This window comes from Neptunomonas sp. (genome assembly GCF_041601355.1).
Lineage (GTDB): Bacteria > Pseudomonadota > Gammaproteobacteria > Pseudomonadales > Balneatricaceae > Neptunomonas.
Genome location: NZ_JBFIIH010000047.1, coordinates 1 through 26,615, shown reverse-complemented (window position 1 = coordinate 26,615; position 26,615 = coordinate 1). Strand labels below are relative to the sequence as shown.

Genomic DNA, 26,615 nt, shown 5'->3' with positions numbered 1-26,615 from the left:
TTGCGCACGTTTTCTTCCTCAGCCATCACCATGACGCTATCAAAGAAAGCATCAACATCACTTTGTAACGATGCCAATTCAGCAAGTGCGGATGTGTAGTCACCCGCATCGAAGAATGGCTGTGCGCGTTTCTGCAGAGCTTCTACGCTGTTGTGAAGAGTGATCTCCTCGGCCTGACTTAATAGTGATGCGTCTACAGTGATCTCTGCATCAGTTTTATTTTTTGCCAGTATATTTGAAACACGTTTATTTGCTGCTGCAAGAGAGGCTGCCTGAGGCAACATTTTGAAGCTATTAACTGCATTAACGCGCTTGTCAAAATCAAGCGGCTGGGTTGGCCGGACTGCAACGACGGCGAGGTAGCTATCGATTGATACGCCTTTGTCTTCGTACCATGCACGTAAGCGCTCGAGCATAAAGTCAGTCACTTGTGCTGCTGCCGTATCGGCAGCGGGCAGGTTTGCATGTAATGAAACGGCTTTTGTAACCAGGTCTTTAAGGTCAAGACTCAGCTTATTCTCAATAAGAATTCGTAACGTACCCAAAGAAGCACGGCGTAACGCGAACGGGTCTTTAGAGCCTGTAGGTGGCTGCTTGATGCCAAACAAGCCGGTTAGTGTGTCGAGGCGATCAGCCAGCGCTACGGCGATTCCTGCGTCACTTTGCGGAAGGATGTCACCGGCAAATTTAGGAAGGTACTGTTCGTTAATAGCTAATGCTACTTCTTCAGGTTCGCCGTCATGCAGTGCGTAGTGATATCCCATCAGGCCTTGCAGGTCGGTAAACTCAAACACCATGTCGCTCAGCAGGTCGCCTTTGGCAAGGTAACCGGCCCGTTTGGCATGGCTGACATCTGTACCGAGTTGTCCGGCAATGTAGCCCGCGAGTTCAGAAATGCGCATGGCTTTATCGTAGACAGTGCCGAGTTGGTTCTGGAAAACAACGCTGGAAAGTTTTTCCACGCGGGATTCCAATGTAGTTTTTTTGTCGGTTTCAAAGAAGAAAGCGGCGTCTGCCAAACGTGGTCGAATAACCTTTTCGTTCCCTTCGATCACTTGCTGCGGGTCTTTGGATTCAATGTTGGCTACTGTGATGAAATAAGGTAATAGCTTGTTGTTCGTGTCGACCGCATGAAAGTATTTCTGATTTTCTTTCATGGACAGGATCAGTGCTTCCGCGGGTACATCCAGAAAGCGTTCTTCAAAACGGCCAGTCAAAGCTACTGGCCATTCATTCAGTGCTGTCACTTCATCAAGCAATTCAGGATCAATTTCTGCAACACCACCTAGTGTTGTGCCGGCGGCAATCACTTGTGTTTCTATTTTTGCGCGGCGGATGGCAAAGTCAGCAATCACATAACCTGGTGATAGCAATTTGTCTTCATATTCAGACGCGGCCATTAACTCAATGTCGTGATTATAATGGAAACGGTGACCGCGCGTTTTGCGGCCTGTAGTAAGTCCCAGAATAGTTGCAGGAATCACTTCATCGCCAAACAGCATTACCAGCCATTTAGAAGGTCTTACGAACTCAATACGACTTGCGCCCCAGCGCATACGTTTGGGAATAGGCAGTGCGTTGATTGAGTCCTGTACAAAGCCAGGCAGCAACGAAACAGTATCGGCGCCCTTCTCTGTTGTGCGATATACAAAGTAGTCGCCTTTGTCTGTCTCCAGTACTTGTAACGCTGAAGACTCGATACCGCATGAGCGCGCAAATCCATCAATGGCTTTCTGGGGTGCCTTGCATGAAGGGCCCCGCTTTTCAATATCACTATCCGGCTGTTGGCTGCTGACCGCAGAAATTTTTACCGCTAAACGGCGTGGTGCGGCATATGATGTTACATCCTCAAAGCTGATATTGGCTTTAGAGAGTGCATCTACGATACCTTTAGTAAAAGCAGCGGAAAGGCTTTTCAGGGCTTTGGGTGGTAACTCTTCAGTTCCCAGCTCTACAAGGAAATCACGGTTCGTCATTACTTTTCCTCCTTGTTTTCGGCTATGTGTGCAGCCAGTACTTCGTTTCGCAATGCTTCTGGCGCTAATGGAAAGCCTAATGCTTTACGTGTCTCAAAATATCCTTGAGCTACGCCGCGAGCTAATGTGCGTACTCGTAGAATGTAGCGTTGCCGCTCTGTAACGGAGATGGCGTGGCGAGCATCAAGCAGGTTAAACGTGTGTGAAGCTTTCAGGACTTGTTCGTACGCTGGAAGTGGAAGATTCACAGCTAAGAGTTTGTTGCATTCTGCTTCGTAATGATCAAAATTCTCGAACAACTTCGGCACGTCCGCATGCTCAAAGTTATACGTTGATTGTTCCACTTCATTTTGGTGGAAGACATCACCGTAGGTTACTACGCTGCCATCCGGACTTCTTGCCCAAATGAGATCATAAACGCTATCGACGTTCTGCAAGTACATGGCAATACGCTCTAGACCGTAAGTGATCTCACCCGTTACCGGGTAGCATTCAAGGCCGCCTGCTTGTTGGAAGTATGTGAATTGAGATACTTCCATTCCGTTAAGCCAAATCTCCCAGCCTAATCCCCATGCGCCCAATGTAGGTGACTCCCAGTTATCTTCTACGAATCGGACGTCGTGCACCAGTGGATCAACACCCACTCTTTGTAGTGATTCAAGATAAAGCTCCTGAATATTGTCTGGGGATGGCTTAAGGGCTACCTGAAACTGATAGTAATGCTGCAGGCGGTTTGGGTTCTCACCGTAGCGGCCATCGGTGGGTCTGCGGCTGGGTTGGACATAAGCCGAACGCCATGTCTCAGGACCAATTGCACGTAGGAAGGTGGCGGGATGAAATGTCCCTGCGCCTACTTCCATATCCAGCGGTTGAATAATGACACAGCCCTGCTCGGCCCAATAGGTTTGAAGTGCCAGGATCAAGCCCTGGAACGTACTTACATCCGGAGTCACATTGTCCGTCACGGGAACCACCATTTATGAAAGAGAGTGAAAAAATTAGCGCTAAATTATACACCATTGGCTTTCTTTTTCCTTTTCAAAACTAAACAGGTGTGGCCGAAAACACTAAACATGCGGTTTTTTTGTCTACTACTTTTATTTCAGATAGTTAAAAACACAAAAATTATTTGAAAACCCAATTTATGAAATTCTTTTTATCTTAATTATATATAATGATATTTTTATTTTGAGGCCGTCTGATGAAGCAAATAAAAGCTATTGTTGCGATTGCAGTTCTGGGGCTGATGTCTTTATTGCCTCTTAAATGGGCGCAATCAATAGGTGCATTCATCGGTAAACGCGCAGAAAAAAACCAGAATTCGGTCTTGGGTAGAATTACAAAGATTAATATTGAGCTATGTTTTCCCGAGCTTTCATCTGAGCAAAGAAACAGACTGATACAAGAGAGCCTTATCGAAACAGGTAAAACGTTTTCAGAAATGGGGATGTCATGGATGTGGCCGCCAGCCCGCACTCTTAAAACGATTAAAGAGGTTAATAACGAAGCGCTGGTTAACGACAGTTTACGACATGGTTCGGGAGTAATTGTTATAGCGCCGCATTTGGGTAATTGGGAAGTCCTTAACCTCTACCTGTCAGAACGTTATACGTTAACTGCTATGTACCGTCCCCCAAAATTAAAATTGATGGACGATATGATAAAAAAAATGCGCGCCCGTTTAGGGACTAAGCTTGCTCCCGCCAATTCATCGGGTGTCAGAATTGTAATGAAGGCTTTAAAACGGGGCGAGATGGTTGGCATATTGCCTGATCAGGAGCCTTCTGCCGGAGGTGTATACTCCCCTTTTTTTGGCCAGCCCGCCTATAGTATGAAGCTACTGGCACAGCTGGTAAGGCAAACGGGGGCCCGGGTTATTTGCGGTTATGCTGAACGATTGGAAAACGCAGCAGGGTTTAACCTGCATTTTGTTGAAGCAGATCCTTCTATTTATGATAAGGATCTGGTACTGGCAGTAGAAGGCATGAATCGCTCTGTAGAGCGTTGTGTGCGTGCTTTACCAGCGCAGTATCAGTGGGAATATAAGCGCTTTAATCATCAACCTGAAGGCCTTCTGAGTCCTTACCGGAATCGATAGTTTTAGCGCTTCCAGAAGGCTGGCGTAAATAATACCAATAGTGTGAACACCTCTAAGCGCCCTAGAAGCATTGCGAAACACAGAATCCATTTAGCCGTTTCGTTGAGGTTTCCATAATTGACGGCCACGTCTCCAAGCCCTGGTCCCAGGTTGTTTAGCGCAGCACCAACCGCTGACCAGGCGGTTACTTGATCAAGTCCTGTTCCCAGTAGTGCAATCAGCATGATGATAAATACTATCAAATAGACTGAAAAGAATCCCCATACGGCTTGAAGCACTCTATCTGAAATAGGCTTGTTGCCTAGTTTTACCGGGATGACAGCATTGGGGTGTACCAGTCTCATAATCTCCCTGTGGCCCTGTTTTAAGATCAGAAGTACCCGAATGACCTTCATGCCTCCACCTGTTGATCCGGCACAACCACCTGCAAATGCTGCAACAAACAGCATAAAAGGAAGCATGGCCGGCCAGTGAGCAAAGTCGGCTGTTGAGAATCCTGTTGTAGTGGCAATTGAGACAACCATGAATATAGATTTTCGCATTGACTCAACCGGAGCGTATGTTTCCGTCCCGATCAGAGCAAACATTGTGATCATGCTGACGGTTGCCAATATGCCAACGTAGAATTGGAATTCCGGATCCTGGAAGTAATGTAATATGGATTTCTGTCGCCAGGCAAAGAAGTGAAGGCTGAAGTTGACTGCTGATACGACCATGAAAAATGTGCAGATCGCCTCGATAGTTGCGCTATCAAAATAACCCATACTGGCATCGTGTGTGGAAAATCCGCCGATGGCTACTGTCGAAAAACTATGTCCTATCGCATCAAACAAGGTCATTCCTGCTGCCCAATATCCTAAGGCGCAGGCCACCGTCAGAGATAAATAGATATACCAAAGCGCTTTTGCCGTTTCTGTAATGCGAGGTGTAAGTTTGTTGTCTTTAACGGGGCCTGGTGTTTCGGCGCGATACAGCTGCATTCCCCCGATACCTAGCATCGGAAGTATGGCGACAGCCAGGACGATAATACCCATGCCACCTAACCACTGGAGTTGTTGCCGATAATAAAGAATAGACTTGGGCATAATGTCTATGCCGGTCATGACGGTCGCCCCGGTCGTCGTTAGCCCGGAGAGTGATTCAAATACGGCATCTACCACCGTTAGGTGTGGGCTTTCTGAGAGCATTAAGGGCACTGCCCCGAACAAGCCTAATACCACCCAGAACAAGACAGTAATTAAAAAACCATCCCGTGTTCGTAGATCCTGTCTCACGCGATAAACAGGTAACCAGATCAAAAATCCTGTTATCAGTGTGATGGCAAATGCGCCAACGAAGGCGTAATCATGGCCGTCATCATAAAAGATAGACACTCCTATGGGTGGCAGCATTGTGATACTAAACACCATGAGGAGTATGCCCAGAATTCTTAGAATAACGCGATAGTGCATAGCCAGATCTCAGAATTAAAAGAATGCAAGACCGACTTGGAATAGTCGCTCTACTTCACCGATTCGTCGTTTATCTACCAGGAATAAAATCACATGATCTCCGTTTTCGACGACAACATCGTCATGCGCGATGAGTACTTCATCGTGCCGCACGATTGCACCGATGGTTGTACCGGGAGGTAGATCTATATCTTCAATGGTCCGGCCAACCACTTTTGAGCTTCGTTTATCGCCATGCGCAACTGCTTCTAATGCTTCTGCTGCGCCGCGCCTTAAGGAGTGAACGGCGGCAACATCGCCACGTCTGACATGAGTCAGCAAAGCCCCAATGGTGGTTTGCTGAGGTGAGATGGCGATATCAATGACTCCTCCCTGTACAAGATCTACATAAGCGGGGTTATTGATAAGCGTCATGACCGTTCTTGCACCCAGTCGTTTTGCCAGCATGGATGCCATTATGTTGGCTTCGTCATCATTTGTCAGGGCGCAGAACACATCAGTGTCTTCTATATTTTCTTCTAGCAGTAACTCTTTATCCGAGGCGCTGCCATTTAATACTATGGTGTTGTTTAATGTTCTGGCTAGCTGGTTACACCGTGGCATGCTCCGCTCAATAATTTTAACGCGAAAGTCTGCTTCGATATTGCTCGCCAATCTGGCGCCAATGTTGCCTCCTCCCGCAATCATGATGCGTTTATAAGGGTTGTCTAGTCGGCGCAGTTCACTCATTACCGCACGGATATCTTTTTTAGCAGCGATGAAAAACACTTCATCGTCTGCTTCAATGACAGTACTCCCTTGAGGAATAATGGGTTTACCTTGTCGGAATATTGCAGCAACGCGTGTATCTACTGCTGGCATATGCGTCCGCAGGTAGGAAATCTCTCTTCCTACCAATGGTCCGCCATAATAAGCTTTTACTGCAACAAGTTGAGCCTTACCATCAGCAAAATCCAATACCTGTAATGCGCCAGGTTGCTCTATCAGCCGCTTGATATGCTGCGTGACCAGCTGTTCCGGGCTGATAAGTACATCGATAGGCAGCGCATCTTTATTGAACAGTAGTTTGTCTTGTTGGAGGTAGTCATGCGCACGAACACGGGCAATTTTTGTGGGAATGTTAAATAACGTCTGGCCAATCTGACAGGCAATCATATTGACTTCATCGCTGTTCGTTACTGCGATTAACATGTCAGCATCCTGTGCGCCGGCTTGTGCCAGCGCGCTTGGATAGGACGCGCTTCCTTCAACGGTTCGGATGTCTAGCCTGTCCTGCAGTTCACGAAGTCTATTGATATCGGTATCAATAATAGTGATGTCATTTGCTTCGTTTGCCAGGTTTTCTGCCAGTGTGCCGCCAACCTGGCCAGCCCCAAGAATAACTATTTTCATCCGTTGATTCCGCTAAATTGGATCGGTAGCTTTTTTCAGCGTGGCATAAAAGAAACCATCATGCCCATTTGGCTGTGGGAATAGCTGTTTGCCAAAGGGGCGTTCAAGGCCCCAGCTTGCGTCAATGGGTATATGGATCGCGTCACTATTTTCTTTTATGAAGCGCTCTATGAGTCGTTCATTTTCCTGCGGAAATATTGAGCAGGTTGCGTAAACCAGTGTCCCACCCCTTTTCAGCATACGCCATAAATTATTAAGTATTTTTAGTTGCAGACTGGATAGTTGATGTATCTCTTCCGCTTTGCGCAGGATTTTGATGTCCGGATTACGACGAATCACACCCGTGGCGCTACAGGGTGCATCAACCAGAATTTTGTCATATTCTTTTTGGTCCCACCATTCTGTTGATGTTGCATCCGCAATAATGATTCGTGCGTTAAGCTTTAATCGTTCAATATTTTCATTAATTCTATCCGCGCGCTTCGGCGATATCTCCAGAGCATCAACCGAAATATTCGGGCTTGATTCCAGTAAATGACAAAGTTTTCCTCCTGGCGCTGCGCAAGCGTCCAGAATTTTATCACCCTCTTGTGCGGCCAGAAGAGAGCTGCTCAGTTGTGCTGCTTCATCCTGGACGCTGACATCACCTTCAGCAAACCCCGGTAGTTCGTGTACATCGACAGCTGAACTTAGCGTGATACCCTGCGTTGAGTACGCGCAAGGCACTGCGCTAATGCCTGCGCTTTCTAATCGTGAAAGATATGTTTCACGTGAAACATGCAGTTGATTAACGCGGATTGTCATTGGAGCCTGGGAGTTATTTTGGATTAAAATTTCTTGCCAAAATTCTGGCCAGTTATGCTTTAGCTTTTCTATAAACCAGTTAGGGTGATTAAATAGAAATACTTGTTCATCATATAAAGATTCAATGATTTGATCTTTTTCCCGGCTGAAGCGCCGAAGGATGGCATTGAGCAAACCGCTGGCTCTTGCCGCCTCGAGCTGATGGGTTGCTTCAACTGTTTCGCTAATCGCTGCATGCGCTGGAATGCGCATTTCCAGTAGCTGATATAGCCCTACTAAAAGTAGTGCGCGTATATGCGTGTCCGATTTACGAATGGGTCTTTCAAGTAAAGTGTCAGCAATTAGCTGGAGCTTTGGGTAATTTCTTGCTGTGCCATAACAGAGCTGCCTTAAAAGCCCCCTGTCCTTATCGTCACAGCGTAGAAGTGATTCTGTCAGCGTCTGTTTTAACGACCCCTTGTCTTCTAGTAAAGGGGCTATGGCTAAAGCGGCAAGGCCGCGTACATTGATCATTTGCCTAATCCTATACCCAACTCGTCACCTGAACTTTTATCTGAGTTCGCACCTAAAATCACGCCGACCGAAAAGAGCTCTTTGCGGGAATTAAGCACATCCCGAGTAAGAAGAGGCTTTCCTCCCGGCAGCTGTAAACGCTCGATCGCTAATGCCGTACCGTTACCGCAGGCAACGATGATGCTGTCTTTACGTGTTTCGATAATAGTGCCGGGCGTGGTTTCGGTGATTGCCGTTGTAGTAGCAGACGGTCCTTCAGTGAATGGTGATGCTTTTAATATTCGTATGTTATTGGTTTCGAGTACAGTGTAAGCGATGGGCCAGGGTGACAGCCCTCTTATTTGCCTACAGATGACTTCTGAATTATCAGACCAGTTAATCAGCCCCTCCTGCTTTTCTAGCTTATGTGCATAACAGGCATCCGCATCATTTTGTTTGATGGGGTTGAGTTGTCCCATCTGGATGATGCCAAGTGTCTCGATCAGCGCTGTGGCCCCTATCTCAGCTAAGCGATCATGCAGGCTACCACTGGTATCATCTGCTTGGATGTCACAGCTACTTTTATACAGCATGTCTCCCGTATCAAGCCCTTCGTCCATCTGCATGATGGTAATGCCGGTTTCTGCGTCCCCCGCCAGCAGTGAGCGATGTATCGGTGCGGCGCCACGCCAGCGAGGCAGTAATGATGCATGAACATTTATACATCCATGCCTGGGTATGTCTAATACCGCTTTTGGTAAGAGTAAACCATAGGCGACAACCACCATCAGATCTGCGTTAAGTGCGGCCAACTCTGCCTGCTCAGCGCCGCCTTTGAGGCTTTGCGGCTGAAAAACAGGGATATCATTTTCAGTGGCAAGCGACTTTACCGGGCTGGCTTTTAGTTTGCGGCCCCGGCCAGCAGGACGATCCGGTTGCGTGTATACGGCAATAACCTGATGCTCACTGTTGATTAGTGCGGCTAAACTGCTTGCTGCGAAGTCGGGCGTGCCAGCGAAGATTATTCTTAATGGTGTTGTCATGTGGTATCCATAAACAAAAACAGGCTTGCATAACGCAAGCCTGTTGATAATCAGTATTGAATAAGCTTAGTTCACTTGTTCAAGTTTATGTATTTTCTCCAGCTTGGAGCGTATGCGGTTGCGTTTCAGTGTGGAGAGGTAATCGACAAACAGCTTACCATTCAGGTGGTCTATCTCATGCTGAATACAAACGGCGAGTAAGTCGTTCGCTTCCATTTCGAAACTCTCTCCATTTCGATCAAGTGCTTTTACCCGGATATGGTTCGGGCGTTTGACCTCTTCGTAAAAACCGGGAACAGATAAGCAGCCTTCCTGCATCTCTTCCAGTTCACCAGAAATAACTTCGAAAGAGGGGTTAATCAATACTAATGGTTCATTATTATCTTCTGATACATCAATAGTAATGATTTGACGATGAATGTTGACCTGAGTGGCCGCCAAACCAATACCAGGGGCGTCGTACATGGTTTCAAACATGTCATCGATGATGCTGCGCAGCTCATCGTCAACGTGCGCAACAGGTTCTGCGATGGTACGCAGGCGGGGATCAGGGAATTCAAGAACGGTTAACAGAGCCATAAAATCACATATTCTTCAGAAAGTTATAGAGAAGCGCCATATTCGGCACAAAACATCAATTAACCTATTATACTGATATAGCGCTACGATGCATTTGTCGTTTACCGTTGTTTATTAGATGTGCAATGGAGTATTCCGGGCACTCAGCAAGGGAACTGAGATGAAAAAACTGTTGGGTATATGTTTGGCTTCATGGCTTGCTCTGTCAACGCCTATACAAGTACAAGCAAGGGCTGATCAGATACAGCTACAAGAAAATCATCCGCAAGAATATGTGGTTGTTAAAGGAGATACTCTATGGGATATCTCCGGACATTTTTTGAAAAAGCCATGGCGTTGGCCTGAGCTATGGGATGTCAATCCGCAGATTGATGATCCTCATTGGATCTATCCTGGAGATGTTCTTTACCTGACATGGGTAAATGGGCAGCCAAAATTGCGTTTAAAAGATAACAGAATGCAGCCTCGTGCCCGCGTGTCTAAGCTTGATAACGCTATTCCTGCTATTCCTTTGAAAGATCTGTATGCTTTCCTTAGCGACAATGTTGTACTCGATGACGAGCTGCTTAGGCTGACACCTTATGTCCTGGGTGGTCGCAATGCGCGCATTATTTCCGGTGCAGGCGACAGAATTTATGCGCGTGGTGAGATCGATCAGGGGCACATCGAGCAGAATGTCTATCGTCCTGCTAAGGAATACATAGATCCTGATACTAACGAACTATTGGGATATGAGTTATTAAAAGTAGCTGAAGCTCGTATTACGGCGTTGAGCGATGATATTACCAGCCTGGATCTCATTAAATCCCGGGAAGAAGTGCGTGTAATGGATCGTGTTATCCCTTCACCTGAGACTCGAATTCAGTCGGTATTCTATCCAGCGGCGGCTCCTGTAGAAGTTAAAGGGGAGATTCTGGCGGTTTTACGTGGCGTGACTAAGATTGGGCGATATGATGCAGTGGCCATTAACAGGGGAAACCGTGAGGGCTTGAAGTCGGGACACGTATTTATTGTATCAACGCGTGGTGAGACAATTACTGACCCACTAACCAAAGAAAAGATAACGCTCCCTGCTGAAGAGGCTGGCACGTTAATGATCTTTAAAACCTTTGAGAAAGTGAGCTATGGATTGGTCATGACAGCCACCAATGTGTTGTCTATTGGCGATACTGTTGTTTCACCTGATTTCGAATCGTATTAAATAAGAGAATGATATGCCTAGCGATCCAAAGGACTGGATCGCTATCAGTCAGTTGCCCGGTATTGGACCGGCAACCCTGGGTAAACTTTTCCGAGGAAAATGGACACCTGAGCGACTGGTAGCGGGTCACAGCGAAAAGCATTTAACTTCAGATACACTTCCCTTTCCCCGACTTAACCGTCTGCAGATTACTCAGCTACAGAGTTATGTGATGCAACGCGGTGATCTGTGGGATTCAACGAACCAATTTTTAGAAAAATTACAGAGAATAAACGTCGAATGTTTATTGTCCGACAGCGATACCTATCCTGCCCTGCTGCGAGAAGCACCTGATCACCCCGTTATATTGTTTGTGCAAGGTAATATGGATGCAATGCATTTACCGATGGTCTCGATTGTTGGTAGTCGAAATGCCAGCGCTGCAGGGCTGCGGCATGCTTATCAATTCTCACGCGCCCTCTCTGCAGCAGGCTTTGTGGTATCCAGTGGACTCGCATTAGGTATTGATGGCGCGGCTCATCAGGCCGCTGTTGATTTGCAGCTGCCTACGGTAGCAGTGATGGGTACTGGCAGCGATCGTATTTATCCAGTGCGCCACAAAAAGCTTGCTGAAAAAGTTCTAGACACGGGGGGGGCACTGGTGACCGAGCTCCTCCCGGGAAGCGGGCCCTTAGCGGCGCACTTTCCGCGTAGAAATCGGATTATCAGTGGTTTATCTACCGGTGTGCTCGTTGTAGAGGCCGCATTAAAGAGTGGTTCGCTTATTACGGCAAGAATGGCCATGAATCAAGGCAGAGAAGTTTTTGCATTACCAGGATCAATAGATCATCCAGGGAGTAGAGGCTGTCATTCTTTAATTCGCGAAGGGGCTGTTTTGGTCGAATCTGTCGAGCATATGCTGGAAGAGTTGGCTGTCATGCTCGGTGTCCTCAGAGAGGTGTCGCAGCAAGAGCCAAGCGATGTTCAGAATAATTTATCGCCTGATCAAAATAAAATTCTGAATACGGTCGATTTTTCGTTAACATTATTAGAAGAAATCGTTCCCAGATTAGGCCTGCCCGACAATAATTTGCTGTCCTCTCTACAGTCCGATTTAGTAGAATTGGAGCTTTTGGGGTGGGTAGAATCGATTGGCGGAGGCTATCGGCGTATCCGTTAATGCAGCGTTGATGTACATAGGTAGAGTTGCAACTCGGAGACGAAACAGGTAGTTTTCCGGCTTTAAATCAGAGAGTTTCCTGCATGAACCAGTGGCATTATTCACAGGCTGCCAGAGCATTACATGCCGGGGGAGTGATTGCCTATCCGACCGAGGCGGTATGGGGTTTGGGATGCGACCCTTATAATGAAACAGCCGTTCGGCGATTATTGGCACTTAAGCGGCGCCCTGTACATAAAGGGGTTATTCTGGTGGCCGCCAGCATGACACAGATAGAACCCTTGTTGCGAGGATTGGCACCTGAACATCTTGAGCGCTTACAGGCAAGCTGGCCTGGGCCAAACACATGGTTGCTTCCTGATCCTGATAATATTATTCCGTCGTGGATAAAAGGTAAACATTCATCAGTGGCGGTTAGGGTGAGTGCTCATCCGGGCGTTATTTTGCTCTGCAAAGCGTTCGGCCGGCCGATTGTGTCAACGTCTGCTAATCCTTCAAGTGCTGAACCTGCAAGGTCTCTATTGAGAGTGAATACTTACTTCGGTAAAAAACTGGATTATTACCTGCCAGGAAAACTGGGTGATTTGGCACAACCAACAACCATACAGGATCTGCGTGATAGCCGCGTAGTCCGCTCATAATATTCGACTGACACTGGAGACAGACAGGCTATGTCCGCACCCGATATTAACGCAGTAAAAAGTTACTTATTAGACCTTCAGGATCGTATCTGTCAGGAGTTAGAAGCGGCTGATGGTCAACAAAAGTTCATCGAAGACAGTTGGGATAGGCCTCAAGGCGGCGGTGGTCGTACCCGTGTTATTGTTGATGGCGGGATCTTTGAAAAAGGCGGTGTCAATTTTTCACATGTCTTTGGCGATGCCCTCCCCGCGTCGGCAACGGCACATCGCCCTGAGCTGGCAGGCCGTACTTTTGAAGCGATGGGTGTCTCTCTGGTCATGCACCCACGGAATCCCTACATACCTACCTCGCATGCCAATGTACGTTTTTTTATTGCGGAGAAAGAGGGTGAAGATCCGGTGTGGTGGTTCGGTGGTGGTTTTGATATGACGCCTTATTATGGAAATGATGATGATTGCCGTCACTGGCATATGACGGCCAAGGCCGCCTGTGATCCTTTCGGAGATGATATCTATCCCCGCTTTAAAACCTGGTGTGATGATTACTTTTATCTAAAGCATCGTGATGAGCCGCGTGGTGTGGGTGGTTTATTCTTTGACGATCTCAACGAGCTCGGGTTTGAAAAAAGTTTTGCGCTGATGCAATCAATAGGGAATGCTTATCTTCCCGCTTACGTGCCGATCATTCAGCGCAGAGACGGAACGCCTTATGGTGAAAAACAGCGTGACTTCCAGCTGCATCGTCGTGGCCGTTATGTTGAATTTAACCTGGTTTATGATCGTGGAACCTTATTTGGTTTGCAGTCAGGTGGCCGCACAGAGTCGATCTTAATGTCATTACCGCCTGAAGTACGCTGGGGGTATGACTGGAAACCCGAAGCGGGCAGCGAAGAAGCTGAGCTATACTCGCGCTATCTGCAGCCACAGCATTGGCTCGAGGTATAATAAATGGATCGCTATGCTGTTTTTGGTAATCCCATATCGCATTCAAAATCACCTGCGATTCACACTGAGTTTGCGCAGCAAACCTCACAGTCACTGACGTATGAAGCTATCTGCGCCCCTGTGGGTAAGTTTGCGGCAAGCGTTGACGCGTTTCTTGCTGACGGCGGTAAAGGACTTAATGTCACTGTGCCCTTCAAAGAAGATGCCTGGAAAATGGCTGAGATTTGCTCTGAGCGTGCTCAACTGGCAGGTGCTGTGAACACTCTTTATCTGAATGATCAGGGGCAATTGTGTGGGGAGAATACCGACGGTGTGGGTATGGTACGCGATATCCAGGACAATTATGGTTATAAAATGGCAGGCAAACGTGTCCTGATTCTGGGTGCGGGTGGTGCTGTGCGCGGGGTTATCAGGCCGGTATTGGAGCAGAACCCGCGAGAAGTGGTTATCGCTAACCGGACGCTATCAAAGGCAGAAACGCTGGCCGGGTTGTTTGCTCCCTATGGTCATGTCAGTGCCTCGGCCTTTGACGCACTTGAAGGGCCTTTTGATTTGATTATTAATGGCACTGCTGCAAGCCTGCAGGGCGAAATGCCGACCTTGCCAGAAGGGATGATCCATCCGAAAACCTGGTGCTATGACATGATGTACAGCGCTGGCCAAACCCCGTTCAATCGATGGGCTGAGCATCAGGGTGCTTATCAGCAGCTTGACGGGCTGGGGATGCTGGTAGAGCAGGCAGCCGAGTCTTTTTATATCTGGCGAGGTGTTCGCCCGGACACTGCAGGGCTAATTAATCATTTGCGAAGCCAAATATTAAATCATTGATTTAGAAGCGTTAACGCTCGCTTATTTCCAGCGTTTTCTTGCATACTAGCCGATCAGGGTTTATAAGGTTTATAAACTCTCCGGCTCAGGATGTACCGATGGAAAAGCTTAAGTCCCTCCCCCCCGAAGCCCTGTACAAAGTTTGTGATACCGACATTCTCCCTTTCAGAACAACTGAAACACTGGAAAATTTTAATGGTTTCTTTGGTCAGGAGCGTGCCATTGAAGCGATGGGGTTCGGTGTTGGAATGCGGCGTCCCGGCTATAACTTATTTGTGATGGGTAATCCGCATACCGGGCGTTTCTCTTTTGCCATGGAGAGCCTGAAGGGCATCGCAAAAAAGGAAAAGAAGCCTAGAGACTGGTGTTATCTGAACAACTTACTGGATGATCGCTATCCCGTAGCGGTTGAGTTACAGGCAGGCAAAGCGACGCAGTTACGGCGTGATAACAAACGCATGATTGAAAGCATCATGACTGAGTTGCCAGCGGTTTTTGAAAACCCGGCCTATCAACGTAAAAAAAGCAAAATTGAGCGCGATTTTAATCGCTATTATGATCAGGCTATCGATAACGTTGAAAAGCGCGCCCGTGAACAGAGCATTGCTGTCTATCAGGATGCTGGCACTGTCGGATTTACGCCGGTTGCTGACGGTCAGGCGATGGATGAAGCGGCGTTCTCACAATTACCCGAAGAGGCACGCGATACCTTTTCAAAAAACATCTCTGAGCTTGAAGATTACCTGACCGAGAGTTTGACAGGGCTTCCCCAATGGCGACGTGAAGCGGCGGAAAGAATGAAGGTGCTGGATCGTGAGACAGCGCGCCAAACGGTCTCTCCGCTTATTCAGGCAGTTAAAGAAAAATATAATAATATCAATTTCTTACCGGATTACTTTAATCAGCTTGAATCTCACATTGTAAAAAATTGTGCAGAGCTGATTAATGATGAAAAACTGATAGAGGCGCGCACAGAAAACGGCCGGCGTACCTTGCTGGATGAGCAGTTTGGCGTCAACTTACTGGTGGATAACAGTAAAACTAAAGGGTCTCCGGTCATTTTTGAAGCGCATCCCAGCTATGAGAACTTATTTGGTCGGGTTGAGTACAATAATGATATGGGGGCGCTGGTTACTAATTTTCAGATGATTCGTCCCGGGGCTCTGCATAATGCCAATGGCGGCTATCTGGTGATGGAAGCCGAAAAACTGTTGGAGCAACCCTTTGTTTATGGGGCGCTTAAGCGTGCACTCAAAGCACATGAGATTCGTATAGAGAATCCGATGAGTGAATTCTCGGGTATCAGTACCATTACCTTAAGCCCTGCCCCGGTTCCCCTGCATCTTAAAGTGGTGTTGATTGGTGGTCGTGACACCTATTACTTGTTACAGGAGATGGATCAGGACTTTGAAAAGATGTTTCGTGTGGTGGTGGATTTTGACGAAGATGTTGAACGCGCCCCTGCGACCATCAGAAATTACGCCCGTCTGATGAAAACACTGGCGGGCGAAGAAAACCTTGCGCCGTTGACGCGCGAAGCGGTGGCGCGCTTGGTTGAACAAAGTTCTCGCCTGTCGGGAGATCAGGACCTTCTCTCTGCGCACATAGGGGAGTTGGTTGACTTGCTGTGCGAAGCCGACTTCAGGCGAAAAGCTGCCGGAGAAGAACTGATCAACGCTAAACATGTAGAGACGGCGCTGGATGCTAAGGAAAAACGAACCGGACGCCTCGCGCAGAAAATACTTGAAAGTATTCTCAACGAAACGGTACTGATAGACAGTGACGGTGAAGCGGTCGGTAAAAGTAATGGCCTGACGGTATTACAGGTGGGCGACGTTTCATTTGGTACCCCTGCAAGGATTACCGCCACAGTACATCCCGGTAATCGCGGTATTGTTGATATAGAACGTGAAGTGCAGCTAGGCCAGTCGATACACTCGAAAGGCGTTTTGATTCTTTCCGGTTACTTAGGTCATCAGTATGCGCAGGATTTCCCGTTAACCCTGTCAGCGAGTATCGCGCTGGAACAATCTTATGGTTATATCGACGGCGATAGCGCCTCATTGGCAGAAATATGCACGCTGATATCTGCGCTGACTCATATACCTATCTTTCAGCAATATGCACTGACCGGTTCGATCAACCAATATGGCGAAGTGCAGGCGATTGGTGGCGTTAACGAGAAAATTGAGGGCTTCTTTAAATTATGCGAAACACGTGGCTTAACCGGTAAGCAAGGCGTCATTATTCCTCGTGCTAATGTGCGTAACCTGATGTTGAAAAAGACGGTCGTGCAGGCGGTGGCGCGAGGAGATTTCTGCATTTACGCCGTTGCAACGGTTGATGAATGCTTACAAATTCTCATGGGACGTTCGGTCGGACAACGTAAAAATGACGGAAGCTTCACCCAGCGCAGTATCAATAATCAGGTGGTAAAGCGTCTCAAAGAGCTACATAAAGCGACTATTTCCAGCAAGGAGCATTCAAAGTAAATTGAACAGATATAAATCAGCCGGGACATGCCCGGCTGATTTATATCTGGCACACTAGCGTATGTATGACTATTTTAACGAGCGTAAAAAACTGATCAGGTAATCCTGCTGAGCCTGATCTGTAATTGAAACATGGCGCATTCTCGTACCCGGAACCAGTGCATCATTGTCTGAAATCCATTTGCGCAGATTATCTTCTGTCCACGTGAGGCCAGAGTCTTTCATTGCATCTGAATAAGAAAAGCGTGGCATTGATGCTGCCTGGCGCCCGACTATACCAATCAAGCTTGGCCCGAAAGTATTTTTACTGGGTTCAAGTGAGTGGCATGCGGTGCAGTTATGGTTAAAAATCTGTCGACCTGCTTCTGTCATTCCGCCCTCTTCTGCCTGAACAGATAGTGGTGCTGCCAATGCACCACATACGACTAAAGACGATAGTAATGTTGCTTTCATAAGGAGTCCCCCCTCTCAATAACACGGTAAAGACAGTATATTAAGTAAGGCTTTTGTTCGGCTCTTCTACAAAAGCACCGGTTCTATAAGACCTAAGTACTTTTATGCATTAGCAGATGGGCGTAAAAACAGGCTTAATGATCAATAAAAAAGAAAGTCGTCTGACACTTTTAAAAGCACCTCGCAGCCCCGGTGATGATTTCGGGTATCAATATGTTGTTCCATTATGGTTAACGCTTGTGGCAAGGGGGGGAACCCCCTTCGGGAAGGGTTGCCCGAATAGCGCCATGAACTATCAAAATTGCGCCATTGTGGGGAAATGTTGCAGAAACCTATGAAAGAGTCGACTAAAGTTGGATGTGCGTCATTTCAGGGCATATCATACTGAAAGCAGCTAGATCTGATAATACGAGTAATGATTTACATCGATGCCATTTATCCCGATAAGCAAATAGCGGAGCTCACACTCAATGGACAACGAGATAGCTAATAAAAAAAATAACAAAACCCTGGTCAAATTAAAAGAACTGCTCCACAAAAGACTTGGAGACGCGCAGTCTCCTGAAGTTGGACAGTTTGCTGATCATTTTTTCACTTATGCTCCTGAAGACGAGATCGCACAGCGCCCGATGGAAGCCCTTTATGGTGCGACATTATCTTCCTGGTCTTTCCTCAAACATTTAAATACGTCACACGCGAAAGTGCAGGTGTTTAACCCTGACCTTGAGCAGCATGGCTGGCATAGCAACCATACCGTGGTACAAATTCTTGCTACGGATTCACCTTTTATTGTTGATTCGGTTCGTATGGAGCTTAATCGTCAGGGAATTGGTATTCATGTTATCCAGAATATCGTGCTCTGGGTTCATCGTGAAGGAGAAGTGCTCAAAGAGCTGGCTACTCCCGGAGAAGGTACCCCCGAATCCTATATTTATCTTGAAGTAGATCGCCATACTGAGCCCGAGCTGTTAAAAGGCTTGCAATCAGAGTTGATGACAGCGATGGACGCTGTTTCTGCTTCTGTCAAAGACTTCCTGCCGATGAAAGCGCGTGCTGCAGAATGTGTCGCTGGCTTGGCTGCTGCCGGTTATGAGCAGGAAAAAGAGTTTACCGAGTGGTTACTTGAAGATCACTTTACATTTTTAGCCAGCGACCAGATTGAGTTTCATGCCGATGCTATGCTGGTAGAGAAAAACTCGGGCATGGGCGTTTTAACGTTACCTGATTTAATTCATCTGGATAAAACCGAAGCTTCAGATCTGCCATTGCGTCTTGTCCGCCACGGCGAACGCTCGCGTGTGCACCGTCCGGCGTATTTGGACTTGGTGATTATCAGTCGTTTCAATGAGAAGAATGAATGTATCGGTGCGACCCGTTTTCTCGGGCTATATACCTCACCCGTTTACCGCGAAAGGCCTAAGCGTATCCCGATGATCCGTCAGAAGGTTGAACGCGTTCTGGCACGTTCCGGGTTTAATCCTCACGGACATAGCGGTAAATCATTAGAACAGGTGCTGATCGATCTGCCGCGTGATGAGCTGTTTCTGGCGTCAGAAGAGGAGCTGTATAACATTGCGTTGAAAATATTTTATCTGCAGGAACGACGTCGTGCTTGCTTACTGGTGCGTGCCGATCAGAGCGGAAAGTTTTTCTCTTGCCTGTATTACGCGCCGCGTGACCTGTTTAGTACTGCCCTGCGTTTGAATGTACAGAATTTATTGGGCAAAGTGTTTAACGCACAGGATATAGAATTTACAAACTCGTTCAGTGAGTCTGTATTGGCACGTACACATTTTGTATTGCGAGTGAATCCAGGCCAGAAGGCCCCGGATCTTGAGCAATTAGAAGCAGAAGTACAGGAGCTGTCGCGGTCATGGAGTGATGATCTGCAGAGTGCTTTGATTGAAGCCTTTGGTGAAGAGCTGGGCACAACCCGCAGTAACATTTATCGTGAATCGTTCCCGGCCGCTTATCGTGATCACTTTACGACACTGCATGCCGTTCATGATATCGAAAAAATGGAGGCGCTTTCCGCACAGCCGTTAAGCATGAGCTTCTACCGGCTTCTGGAGCAGTCACGCTCGGTGTTGCGCTTTAAGCTGTTTACAGCCGAAAACCCACTGATTCTCTCTGATGTTATCCCTGTACTGGAGAATCTTGGCTTACGTGTCGTCGGTGAACATCCGTATGTTGTCAGCTGCGTTAACGGGAAATCGTATTGGATACATGATTTTTCTTTGTCACATCGCGGTGGTTCAGCGCCGATTGAACTGGATCAGGTTAAAGATATTTTCCAGCAGGCATTTGCCGCGATCTGGCAAGGTCTGGCTGACAATGATGAGTTCAACCGTTTGGTGCTGAGTGCCGGTCTTAATTGGCGTGAAGTCGCCATGTTGCGCGCTTATGCACGTTATAACAAACAGATTCGGTTTGGTTTCAGTCAGGCTTATATTGCTGAAACGATGACACGTCATACGCAGGCAACTCGCTTGCTGGTGGCTCTGTTCCGCGCTCGCTTTGAGCCATCCCGACAGGGACGCGGTAAAGTACAGGCGGTACTCGGGCGTATAGAAAACAGTATCCTGGATGCGTTGGATAAGGTTGATAACCTTAACGACGATAAAATCCTCAGAGGCTTTCTTGAGCTGATAAAGGCTACACTGCGCACCAACTTCTTCCAGTTAAATGAGAAGGGTGAGCCTAAAGAATACCAGTCATTTAAACTCAATCCGCATCTTATTGCGGCTATCCCTAAACCACGGCCGATGTTTGAGATGTTTGTCTACTCGCCGCGGGTTGAGGGTGTTCACCTGCGCGGCGGTAAGGTTGCCCGTGGTGGGTTACGCTGGTCAGATCGGCTGGAAGACTACCGTACAGAAGTGCTCGGTTTGGTAAAGGCTCAGCAGGTAAAAAATGCGGTCATTGTACCTGTCGGGGCAAAAGGCGGGTTTGTTGCCAAACGTCTGCCGCAGGGCGGTACGCGTGACGAAATCCTGGCGGAAGGTATCGCCAGCTATAAGATCTTTATCCGTGGCTTGCTGGATGTCGCTGATAACTTAAAAGGTGGCGAAGTGATTCCACCGGAAAATGTGGTGCGCCATGACGGTGATGATCCATATCTGGTGGTTGCGGCCGATAAAGGTACGGCTACATTCTCTGATATTGCCAATGAGATTGCCGAGTCCTACGGCTTCTGGATGGGTGATGCTTTTGCTTCCGGCGGAAGCCAGGGGTATGACCACAAAGGCATGGGAATCACGGCGAAAGGTGCATGGGAGTCCGTTAAACTGCACTTTCGTGAGAAAGGCATCAATACTCAGACCGATCCTTTTACCGTTATCGGTATCGGGGATATGGCCGGTGATGTATTTGGTAACGGTATGCTGTTGTCGGATAAGATCCGCCTGGTGGCAGCATTTAACCACATGCATATCTTTATTGATCCGACACCTGACGAAGCGAGCACCTTTATTGAACGCCAGCGCATGTTTGCTCTGCCACGTTCGGGCTGGGAAGATTATGACACTTCATTGATTTCAAAAGGGGGCGGCCTCTTCCTGCGCTCTGCAAAATCGATCACGCTGACGCCTGAGATGAAGCAGCGCTTTGATATTAACGAAGATAAGCTCTCTCCGAACGATCTGATCTCGGCTTTACTCAAAGCACCGGTAGATCTGCTTTGGAATGGAGGCATCGGTACCTATGTGAAATCGAGCCTGGAAAACCATGCAGATGTGGGGGATAAGGCCAACGATGCGTTGCGTGTGAATGGTAATGAGTTGCGTTGCAAGGTGTTGGGTGAAGGCGGAAATCTGGGTTTCACACAGCGGGGTCGTATCGAGTTCTGCCTGAATGGCGGTTCTTGTAATACCGACTTTATCGATAATGCGGGTGGGGTGGACTGCTCCGACCATGAGGTGAATATTAAAATTCTTCTCAATAAATGCATTGTCGATGGCGATCTGACAGTGAAACAACGGAATGACTTGTTACGTGAAATGACCGATGCGGTGGCTGTACAGGTGCTGAAAAGTAATGACCGTCAGGCAAGAGCGCTCAGTTTAGCGCTTGAGCATGCCGGTAAATCGCAGGATGAGTATGCCCGCCTGATGGATCGTCTTGAGCGTGAGGGTCGCCTGGATCGTGCGCTTGAGTTCTTGCCTGATGCAGAAGCATTGCTGCAACGTCAGCAGAATCATCAGAGTCTGACACGCCCTGAATTGTCGGTATTAATCTCTTACACCAAAGCAGAGCTTAAAGAGCTGCTGACTCAAAGCTGGATAACGGACGACCCTTACGTTAAAAATGAGATTAAAGAAGCGTTCCCTGAACTGTTAGTCGAGCGCTTCCCTGAAGCGGTGCAAGAACATCAGCTGAAGAAGGAAATTATCGCAACCCAGGTTGCCAATGCGATGGTTAACCACATGGGGATCACTTTTACCAACCGCATGATGGAAACCGCTGGTCAGTCTGCTGATCAGGTTGCAGTAGCTTATCTGGTGGCGCGTGATGTCTTCCGGCTGCGTGAGATCTGGGAACAGATAGAAGCATTAGATAATGTCGTATCGACACAGTTACAGCAACGCATGATGGTGGATATGTTGCGTTTGATGCGCCGTGCCAGCTATTGGTTATTGCGCAATGTGTGCAACCGTGGCTGCTTTAATCTGCAGGAAGTAATTGATCGCTTCAAGCCTGCGGTTGCAGAGATCAGCGCCTCCTTTACTGAACTGCTGTCTGGTGACTTAAAAACGGCTTGGTTAGGTAAAAGGCAAAGCTTGATTGATGAGGGTATTCCTGAAGATCTGGCGTCAATGGTCACCTCTGCAGAGCGACTCTATGCGGCCTTGGCAATCAGCGAGGTATCAGATCAGGTTAAACAGCCTCTTCTTAATACCGCAGAAGTTGATTTCTGGTTAGGCGAGCGGCTGCAGCTGGACTGGGTCAGCGAGCGCATTCGTCAGATTGATCCGCAGAACCATTGGCAGTTACTGGCACGTGAAGGTTTCAATGAGGACCTGAATACTCAGCAAAGTCGCCTGACACGTTCGGTATTGAGCAGTGACAGTGAACTGACAGGCCGGACGTTGGCACAAAGCTGGTTAGATAAGAATTCGCAGGGGCTGAAACGCTGGGAGCATGTGCTTGAAGAACTGCGTTCGACGGCCGTTGCCGATAGTGCGACATTCACGGTGGTTATTCGTGAGCTGACGGAGCTGTCTAAAAAATTCTGATGAGACTACAGAGGGTGTATTGAGTAAATCTTTGCACCTTTAATGCTCGAACCTCCGGGGTGAAAATAAGGAGTATCCGGAAGTATATGTAAAAGTATATCTAAAGGTATATCCGGGGGGCATGGCAACATGCGCCCCTTTTTTTCGTCTGAAATGTGCTAATCTGATAAGGTGTTACCGTGAAAAAAGTTGAGAGAAAGTTACAACAGAGTTGAGAGCGCACGAATAAAACAGGTCAGCCGATGGTTAGCGAAATCACCCAAAAACTATATTCCGATATACCCAATGAAACTATCTATCATTACACCTCATTTACCGGCTTGTTAGGTATTGTAGGGAGCGGTTCTTTATGGGCCAGTGATATTCGTTATATGAACGACTCTGCAGAGTTGAATCATATGGTGACGCTGATCAGAGAAGAGGTGAATGAACGTATTGTTCTGGGCCACCCCAATCCAAAACTGCTGAATCAGTTCCTTGACTGGATTGCCGGTCGGGTAACCAACGGACACATGTTGTTTGCCGGGTCTTTCCGGGCGAATGGCAATCTGCTCAGCCAGTGGCGTGGCTACAGCGAGCTGGGAAAAGGTGTGAGTATTGGTTTTGATCCGGAACAGATCATTCGTTGTGCCCGTCAGCAGTCATTTATGGTTGGAAAATGCATTTATGACCGTCGTCAACAGCGACAGCTTATTCACCAAATAGTTGATTTTGTTGAAGATCTTGCAGCAGAGTCTTGTGGAATGCACGGTTGCCGGGATGATATTGTTTTTGCCGAAGTGTTTGAGCAGGTCGAGAGTGATCTGTTACGTATTGCAGCGATTCTAAAGCACCCCTCTTTTCAGGAGGAGGAGGAGTGGCGCATTGTTTCGCCGGTTGTTACCGACTTCAAAGACCCCTCCGTCCACTATCGGGAAGGTACTTCCATGCTGGTGCCCTTCTTTGAGTTTTCTCTGGTGGTGCTTAAGGCCGATAAGCTCCAGATACAGCATATTTTTCTGGGTCCGACCCCCAATATCAGTTTGTCGATGAACTCATTGTCCATGTATCTGGCGAAGGAAGGTGTCGCACCTAAACGAGGAATTGATTATTGTCAGATTCCTTACCGACAACGCTGAAGCTTTTTATGACTCACAACGCTGAGGCTTTATTATGACGAGCGAGGCTGAGGCTCTTTTATGATCGATAATATTAATCGCCGTATTTTGAAAGCCTTACAAAAAAATGCGCGTATATCGTATGCGGAGATGGGCAAACAGGTGCATCTGTCAGCGCCTGCTGTTGCTGAGCGAATCCGAAAACTGGAGCAGGAAGGTGTTATCAGCGGTTATTGCGTGTCGGTTGATATGGATAAGCTGGGACTGCCGGTAGTGGCGATTGTGCAATGTAAAGTATTTCGCGCGATGGAGCGCCAGTTTAAAGAACTGTTACTGGCGATCCCGGATATTATCGAATGCTACAACACAACCGGTGAGCAGGCATTTATTATCAAAATGGCCACCGCTTCAATGGCCAGACTTGATGAAATATTAGAGCAATTCGGCGACATGAGTGACACCAATACCATGATGATTCTCTCGACGCCGGTGCATCGCGCTCTACCAGACACTTTTTTTGACTCAGCTCTTTAACCCGGCGTTTAAAATCGGCTCATTAATTAAGCTTATAATTAAGCCGTCGGCTAAAGAGCCCTTGCCACCGTCGCTGAACGGCACCAGCAGCCAGACTCTATTTTGAGCTAAACAGCACCTTGTTCCATGGCTAATTTAGGTTTTCGCTCCGGCCATTGACTAATTAACATCCCCAGTAGCATTAATCCACACCCTGTGAACTGATTGCTGGTGAGTTGCTCGTTGAGTAGTAACCAGCCTCCAATCACTGCAAAAACCGCCTCTGTGGATAAAATAAGAGCAGTAACGCTCGGTGCGACTTGGCGTTGTGCAATGATCTGTAGTGTAAAGGCGATACCGCTGGATGCGACACCCGCGTAAAGTAAAGGCAATAGCGCCAGCTCAAACTGCGCCATTCTTGGTTCTTCAAGCATAAACATCATGACAGTGGCTAACACAGTAGCTACCAGAAACTGCAGAATAGATAGGCTGATGGCGTCTACCTTGCGACAAAGCCAGCCAAGAATAAGCACATGAGCCGTCCAGAAAAATGCACCAACGAGTACTTGGGCATCCCCTTTATTGATGCTGAAATTATCTGAAACGGAGAGCGCGTACAGCCCTGCCAGCGCCAGAATAACACCGACCCAGGTTTTCATATTAGTAGCATGACCTAACGCTATACCGGCGATAGGCACCATGACAATGTACATGCCGGTGATAAAGCCCGCATTACCTGCGGTGGTATGCTGCAACCCGATTTGTTGAAAACTAAAACCTGCAAACATCACAGTACCTGCCACTAACCCACCAATGAACAAGTCTTTGGTCATGGGTAGTTTATGTTTACCTAAAATAAACCAGAGAGGAACAAGTGACAGTGCTCCCAATAAAAAACGGGCGGCGTTGAAGCTGTGGGGGCCAAGGTGTTGCATACCGGTGCTTTGGGCAACAAAGGCAAAGCCCCAGATAGCCGCGACTAAAATCAGTAGTACATGCGAGGGTTTCAACGTGTTCATAACAAGCAAGCATCCCATTAGGTGATCAAGAATGAAGCTATTGTAAGGTTGAGTGATGCTGTTGAGACAGTTATTAGCTATCGAAAACAAAGCAAAGAGGCTTTTATATAAAGGTTTGAGCAGTTCTTTGCTTTGCTTTCGAAAGTCTCAGTTATTTATGAGGCTAACGTTATCTTTTAAGCGACCCCAGCAATCCAACAGGTCCAGATAATTACTGCGCTCATAGCGGCTCGGATCTGACGTATAGGCGTATGACATGCTGCCTTTAAGTTGCGCCAGTCATTCATATTCATTGACGTCCAGCCACTGCCCGATGCCTTGAGAACGTCTTCAGTGCTGTGTATTCCGCCGGTAACAGCAATATTGATAGCACCCGGTGCTTGATAATAGTGCTCCAGCGTAACCTTCCAGAGATACGCCATTTCGGCAATGGTTGCCATATCCATCACTTCCTGCAGACAATTTGAGGCTAGCATGGCAGCTCCGGCTTCGCTTTGCAGCTCAATGACATCCGGCACTGTACCCCATAGGTTGGGCTTCCCGCTGCCTCATTTCCGTCCATCATCCGAAACTGATCAGACAGAATTATCCCCCAACCTGTGTATGCTCTTTGATCAGCTTAAATCTTTCGGCAGGGTTATATCAGTAGAATCTGATTAACTTTTGAGATAGGTCTCAATAATCCGGCTTCTTAAATCAATAGTTCAAGCCCGGGAGATAAAGGCGAGATGGTTATCCCATCGGATGTTATCGGCAGCGGCCAGTAGCGAAGGCCGGGCGGATGTTAACGCATTGAGCATGTATAGCTGGCCTGTTCCTGAGCTCACTAAGAACTCTCCGGGGCGCCCTGTGTTGGCAAGGCCACAACCGTCTTTTACTTTTACCGCATTGCTGAATTGCCGGGTTTTCATATCCCAGAGTGTAATAATGTTTCCTCTGGGGGACGATACAGCAGCGAATTGACCTGAGCTATCAAAACAGGCACTGCCGCAATATTGATGCAGCCGGCTGTGTATGCCTGTAGGCATGCTTAAGGGCTGAATGGATTCTCCACGCGTGTGATAAGCGATTAGCGGGACGGTGTCACCAGGGTTGCCCTCATATTGCATGGCGATCAGTACCTGTCCATCCGTGGCAATATCCAGGTGGCGGATACTTGACTGATGATACTCCTCAGGTAAGCGAACCTGCTCAAGTG

Annotated in this window: 21 protein-coding genes; 10 read left to right on the top strand and 11 right to left on the bottom strand. The window is 47.6% G+C overall.

The genetic code is table 11. The annotated features are described in order from the left end of the window. Both glyS and glyQ read right to left on the bottom strand, forming a co-directional pair. A partial coding sequence (gene glyS, locus ABY436_RS09470) for a glycine--tRNA ligase subunit beta (RefSeq protein ID WP_372738729.1) occupies window positions 1-1,976 on the bottom strand: 1,976 nt, incomplete at its 3' end. Then, window positions 1,976-2,953 (bottom strand): glycine--tRNA ligase subunit alpha, encoded by a 978-nt coding sequence (gene glyQ, locus ABY436_RS09465; RefSeq protein ID WP_372738728.1) that lies wholly within the window; start codon window positions 2,951-2,953, stop codon window positions 1,976-1,978. The genes glyS and glyQ, both read right to left, overlap by 1 nt. Before the next feature lie 224 nt (window positions 2,954-3,177). Here glyQ and ABY436_RS09460 point away from each other — a divergent pair, with 224 nt between their 5' ends. Beyond that, complete coding sequence (locus tag ABY436_RS09460) at window positions 3,178-4,074, top strand: lysophospholipid acyltransferase family protein (protein WP_372738727.1); 897 nt, start codon at window positions 3,178-3,180, stop codon at window positions 4,072-4,074. Window positions 4,075-4,076: 2 nt separating this feature from the next. On the opposite strand, the gene ABY436_RS09455 is transcribed toward ABY436_RS09460, so the two are convergent. The 5 genes from ABY436_RS09455 to def all read right to left on the bottom strand — a co-directional run bounded on the left by ABY436_RS09455 (window position 4,077) and on the right by def (window position 9,835). Further along, the gene (locus tag ABY436_RS09455; protein WP_372738726.1) at window positions 4,077-5,525 is read right to left on the bottom strand and encodes a TrkH family potassium uptake protein; all 1,449 of its coding nucleotides are present in this window, start codon (window positions 5,523-5,525) and stop codon (window positions 4,077-4,079) included. Window positions 5,526-5,540: 15 nt separating this feature from the next. Beyond that, on the bottom strand, window positions 5,541-6,917 hold the full coding sequence (gene trkA / locus ABY436_RS09450; protein WP_372738725.1) for a Trk system potassium transporter TrkA: 1,377 nt from the start codon (window positions 6,915-6,917) through the stop codon (window positions 5,541-5,543). Between the two features lie 12 nt (window positions 6,918-6,929). Beyond that, entirely contained in the window at window positions 6,930-8,234 is a 1,305-nt protein-coding gene (gene rsmB, locus ABY436_RS09445; RefSeq protein WP_372738724.1) for a 16S rRNA (cytosine(967)-C(5))-methyltransferase RsmB, read from the bottom strand. Continuing rightward, a complete protein-coding gene (gene fmt / locus ABY436_RS09440; protein ID WP_372738723.1) occupies window positions 8,231-9,256 on the bottom strand; it encodes a methionyl-tRNA formyltransferase in 1,026 nt (341 codons plus the stop codon). Before fmt ends, rsmB begins: the two co-directional genes overlap by 4 nt. A 66-nt stretch (window positions 9,257-9,322) precedes the next feature. Continuing rightward, a complete protein-coding gene (gene def, locus ABY436_RS09435; RefSeq protein WP_372738722.1) occupies window positions 9,323-9,835 on the bottom strand; it encodes a peptide deformylase in 513 nt (170 codons plus the stop codon). Between the two features lie 160 nt (window positions 9,836-9,995). Here def and ABY436_RS09430 point away from each other — a divergent pair, with 160 nt between their 5' ends. The 6 genes from ABY436_RS09430 to ABY436_RS09405 all read left to right on the top strand — a co-directional run bounded on the left by ABY436_RS09430 (window position 9,996) and on the right by ABY436_RS09405 (window position 17,101). Continuing rightward, complete coding sequence (locus ABY436_RS09430; RefSeq protein ID WP_372738721.1) at window positions 9,996-11,036, top strand: LysM peptidoglycan-binding domain-containing protein; 1,041 nt, start codon at window positions 9,996-9,998, stop codon at window positions 11,034-11,036. A 13-nt stretch (window positions 11,037-11,049) separates the two neighbouring features. Beyond that, window positions 11,050-12,195 (top strand): DNA-processing protein DprA, encoded by a 1,146-nt coding sequence (gene dprA, locus ABY436_RS09425; RefSeq protein ID WP_372738720.1) that lies wholly within the window; start codon window positions 11,050-11,052, stop codon window positions 12,193-12,195. Window positions 12,196-12,278: 83 nt separating this feature from the next. After that, window positions 12,279-12,836, top strand: a complete 558-nt coding sequence (locus tag ABY436_RS09420) for an L-threonylcarbamoyladenylate synthase (protein WP_372738719.1) — start codon at window positions 12,279-12,281, stop codon at window positions 12,834-12,836. A gap of 30 nt (window positions 12,837-12,866) precedes the next feature. Beyond that, on the top strand, window positions 12,867-13,781 hold the full coding sequence (gene hemF, locus ABY436_RS09415) for an oxygen-dependent coproporphyrinogen oxidase (protein WP_372738718.1): 915 nt from the start codon (window positions 12,867-12,869) through the stop codon (window positions 13,779-13,781). A 3-nt stretch (window positions 13,782-13,784) separates the two neighbouring features. Beyond that, entirely contained in the window at window positions 13,785-14,609 is an 825-nt protein-coding gene (gene aroE / locus ABY436_RS09410) for a shikimate dehydrogenase (RefSeq protein WP_372738717.1), read from the top strand. A 98-nt stretch (window positions 14,610-14,707) separates the two neighbouring features. Further along, the gene (locus ABY436_RS09405) at window positions 14,708-17,101 is read left to right on the top strand and encodes a Lon protease family protein (RefSeq protein ID WP_372738716.1); all 2,394 of its coding nucleotides are present in this window, start codon (window positions 14,708-14,710) and stop codon (window positions 17,099-17,101) included. A gap of 69 nt (window positions 17,102-17,170) precedes the next feature. Here ABY436_RS09405 and ABY436_RS09400 read toward each other — a convergent pair whose 3' ends face one another. After that, window positions 17,171-17,554, bottom strand: a complete 384-nt coding sequence (locus tag ABY436_RS09400) for a c-type cytochrome (RefSeq protein WP_372738715.1) — start codon at window positions 17,552-17,554, stop codon at window positions 17,171-17,173. Window positions 17,555-18,024: 470 nt separating this feature from the next. Here ABY436_RS09400 and ABY436_RS09395 point away from each other — a divergent pair, with 470 nt between their 5' ends. The 3 genes from ABY436_RS09395 to ABY436_RS09385 all read left to right on the top strand — a co-directional run bounded on the left by ABY436_RS09395 (window position 18,025) and on the right by ABY436_RS09385 (window position 24,419). Continuing rightward, window positions 18,025-22,788, top strand: a complete 4,764-nt coding sequence (locus tag ABY436_RS09395; protein WP_372738714.1) for an NAD-glutamate dehydrogenase — start codon at window positions 18,025-18,027, stop codon at window positions 22,786-22,788. 242 nt (window positions 22,789-23,030) lie between these two features. Further along, window positions 23,031-23,906 (top strand): DUF2971 domain-containing protein, encoded by an 876-nt coding sequence (locus tag ABY436_RS09390; RefSeq protein WP_372738713.1) that lies wholly within the window; start codon window positions 23,031-23,033, stop codon window positions 23,904-23,906. A gap of 60 nt (window positions 23,907-23,966) precedes the next feature. Continuing rightward, window positions 23,967-24,419, top strand: coding sequence for an Lrp/AsnC family transcriptional regulator (locus tag ABY436_RS09385; RefSeq protein ID WP_372738712.1), 453 nt, complete (start codon window positions 23,967-23,969; stop codon window positions 24,417-24,419). Between the two features lie 107 nt (window positions 24,420-24,526). Here ABY436_RS09385 and ABY436_RS09380 read toward each other — a convergent pair whose 3' ends face one another. The 3 genes from ABY436_RS09380 to ABY436_RS09370 form a co-directional block, all read right to left on the bottom strand. Next, window positions 24,527-25,417 carry a DMT family transporter gene (locus ABY436_RS09380; RefSeq protein WP_372738711.1) on the bottom strand — a complete coding sequence of 297 codons (891 nt, stop codon included), beginning with the start codon at window positions 25,415-25,417 and terminating at the stop codon, window positions 24,527-24,529. A gap of 176 nt (window positions 25,418-25,593) precedes the next feature. Next, window positions 25,594-25,893 carry a hypothetical protein gene (locus ABY436_RS09375; protein WP_372738710.1) on the bottom strand — a complete coding sequence of 100 codons (300 nt, stop codon included), beginning with the start codon at window positions 25,891-25,893 and terminating at the stop codon, window positions 25,594-25,596. A gap of 228 nt (window positions 25,894-26,121) precedes the next feature. Then, on the bottom strand, window positions 26,122-26,615 hold a 494-nt coding region (locus ABY436_RS09370; RefSeq protein ID WP_372738709.1), incomplete at its 5' end, for a DUF1513 domain-containing protein.

What these genes read in the sequence shown, in the direction of transcription:
- glyQ (WP_372738728.1), bottom strand. Translation starts at nt 2,953, where the DNA reads ATGGTGGTTCCCGTGACGGACAATGTGACTCCGGATGTAAGTACGTTC.
- ABY436_RS09460 (WP_372738727.1), top strand. Translation starts at nt 3,178, where the DNA reads ATGAAGCAAATAAAAGCTATTGTTGCGATTGCAGTTCTGGGGCTGATG.
- ABY436_RS09455 (WP_372738726.1), bottom strand. Translation starts at nt 5,525, where the DNA reads ATGCACTATCGCGTTATTCTAAGAATTCTGGGCATACTCCTCATGGTG.
- trkA (WP_372738725.1), bottom strand. Translation starts at nt 6,917, where the DNA reads ATGAAAATAGTTATTCTTGGGGCTGGCCAGGTTGGCGGCACACTGGCA.
- rsmB (WP_372738724.1), bottom strand. Translation starts at nt 8,234, where the DNA reads ATGATCAATGTACGCGGCCTTGCCGCTTTAGCCATAGCCCCTTTACTA.
- fmt (WP_372738723.1), bottom strand. Translation starts at nt 9,256, where the DNA reads ATGACAACACCATTAAGAATAATCTTCGCTGGCACGCCCGACTTCGCA.
- def (WP_372738722.1), bottom strand. Translation starts at nt 9,835, where the DNA reads ATGGCTCTGTTAACCGTTCTTGAATTCCCTGATCCCCGCCTGCGTACC.
- ABY436_RS09430 (WP_372738721.1), top strand. Translation starts at nt 9,996, where the DNA reads ATGAAAAAACTGTTGGGTATATGTTTGGCTTCATGGCTTGCTCTGTCA.
- dprA (WP_372738720.1), top strand. Translation starts at nt 11,050, where the DNA reads ATGCCTAGCGATCCAAAGGACTGGATCGCTATCAGTCAGTTGCCCGGT.
- ABY436_RS09420 (WP_372738719.1), top strand. Translation starts at nt 12,279, where the DNA reads ATGAACCAGTGGCATTATTCACAGGCTGCCAGAGCATTACATGCCGGG.
- hemF (WP_372738718.1), top strand. Translation starts at nt 12,867, where the DNA reads ATGTCCGCACCCGATATTAACGCAGTAAAAAGTTACTTATTAGACCTT.
- aroE (WP_372738717.1), top strand. Translation starts at nt 13,785, where the DNA reads ATGGATCGCTATGCTGTTTTTGGTAATCCCATATCGCATTCAAAATCA.
- ABY436_RS09405 (WP_372738716.1), top strand. Translation starts at nt 14,708, where the DNA reads ATGGAAAAGCTTAAGTCCCTCCCCCCCGAAGCCCTGTACAAAGTTTGT.
- ABY436_RS09400 (WP_372738715.1), bottom strand. Translation starts at nt 17,554, where the DNA reads ATGAAAGCAACATTACTATCGTCTTTAGTCGTATGTGGTGCATTGGCA.
- ABY436_RS09395 (WP_372738714.1), top strand. Translation starts at nt 18,025, where the DNA reads ATGGACAACGAGATAGCTAATAAAAAAAATAACAAAACCCTGGTCAAA.
- ABY436_RS09390 (WP_372738713.1), top strand. Translation starts at nt 23,031, where the DNA reads ATGGTTAGCGAAATCACCCAAAAACTATATTCCGATATACCCAATGAA.
- ABY436_RS09385 (WP_372738712.1), top strand. Translation starts at nt 23,967, where the DNA reads ATGATCGATAATATTAATCGCCGTATTTTGAAAGCCTTACAAAAAAAT.
- ABY436_RS09380 (WP_372738711.1), bottom strand. Translation starts at nt 25,417, where the DNA reads ATGAACACGTTGAAACCCTCGCATGTACTACTGATTTTAGTCGCGGCT.
- ABY436_RS09375 (WP_372738710.1), bottom strand. Translation starts at nt 25,893, where the DNA reads ATGCTAGCCTCAAATTGTCTGCAGGAAGTGATGGATATGGCAACCATT.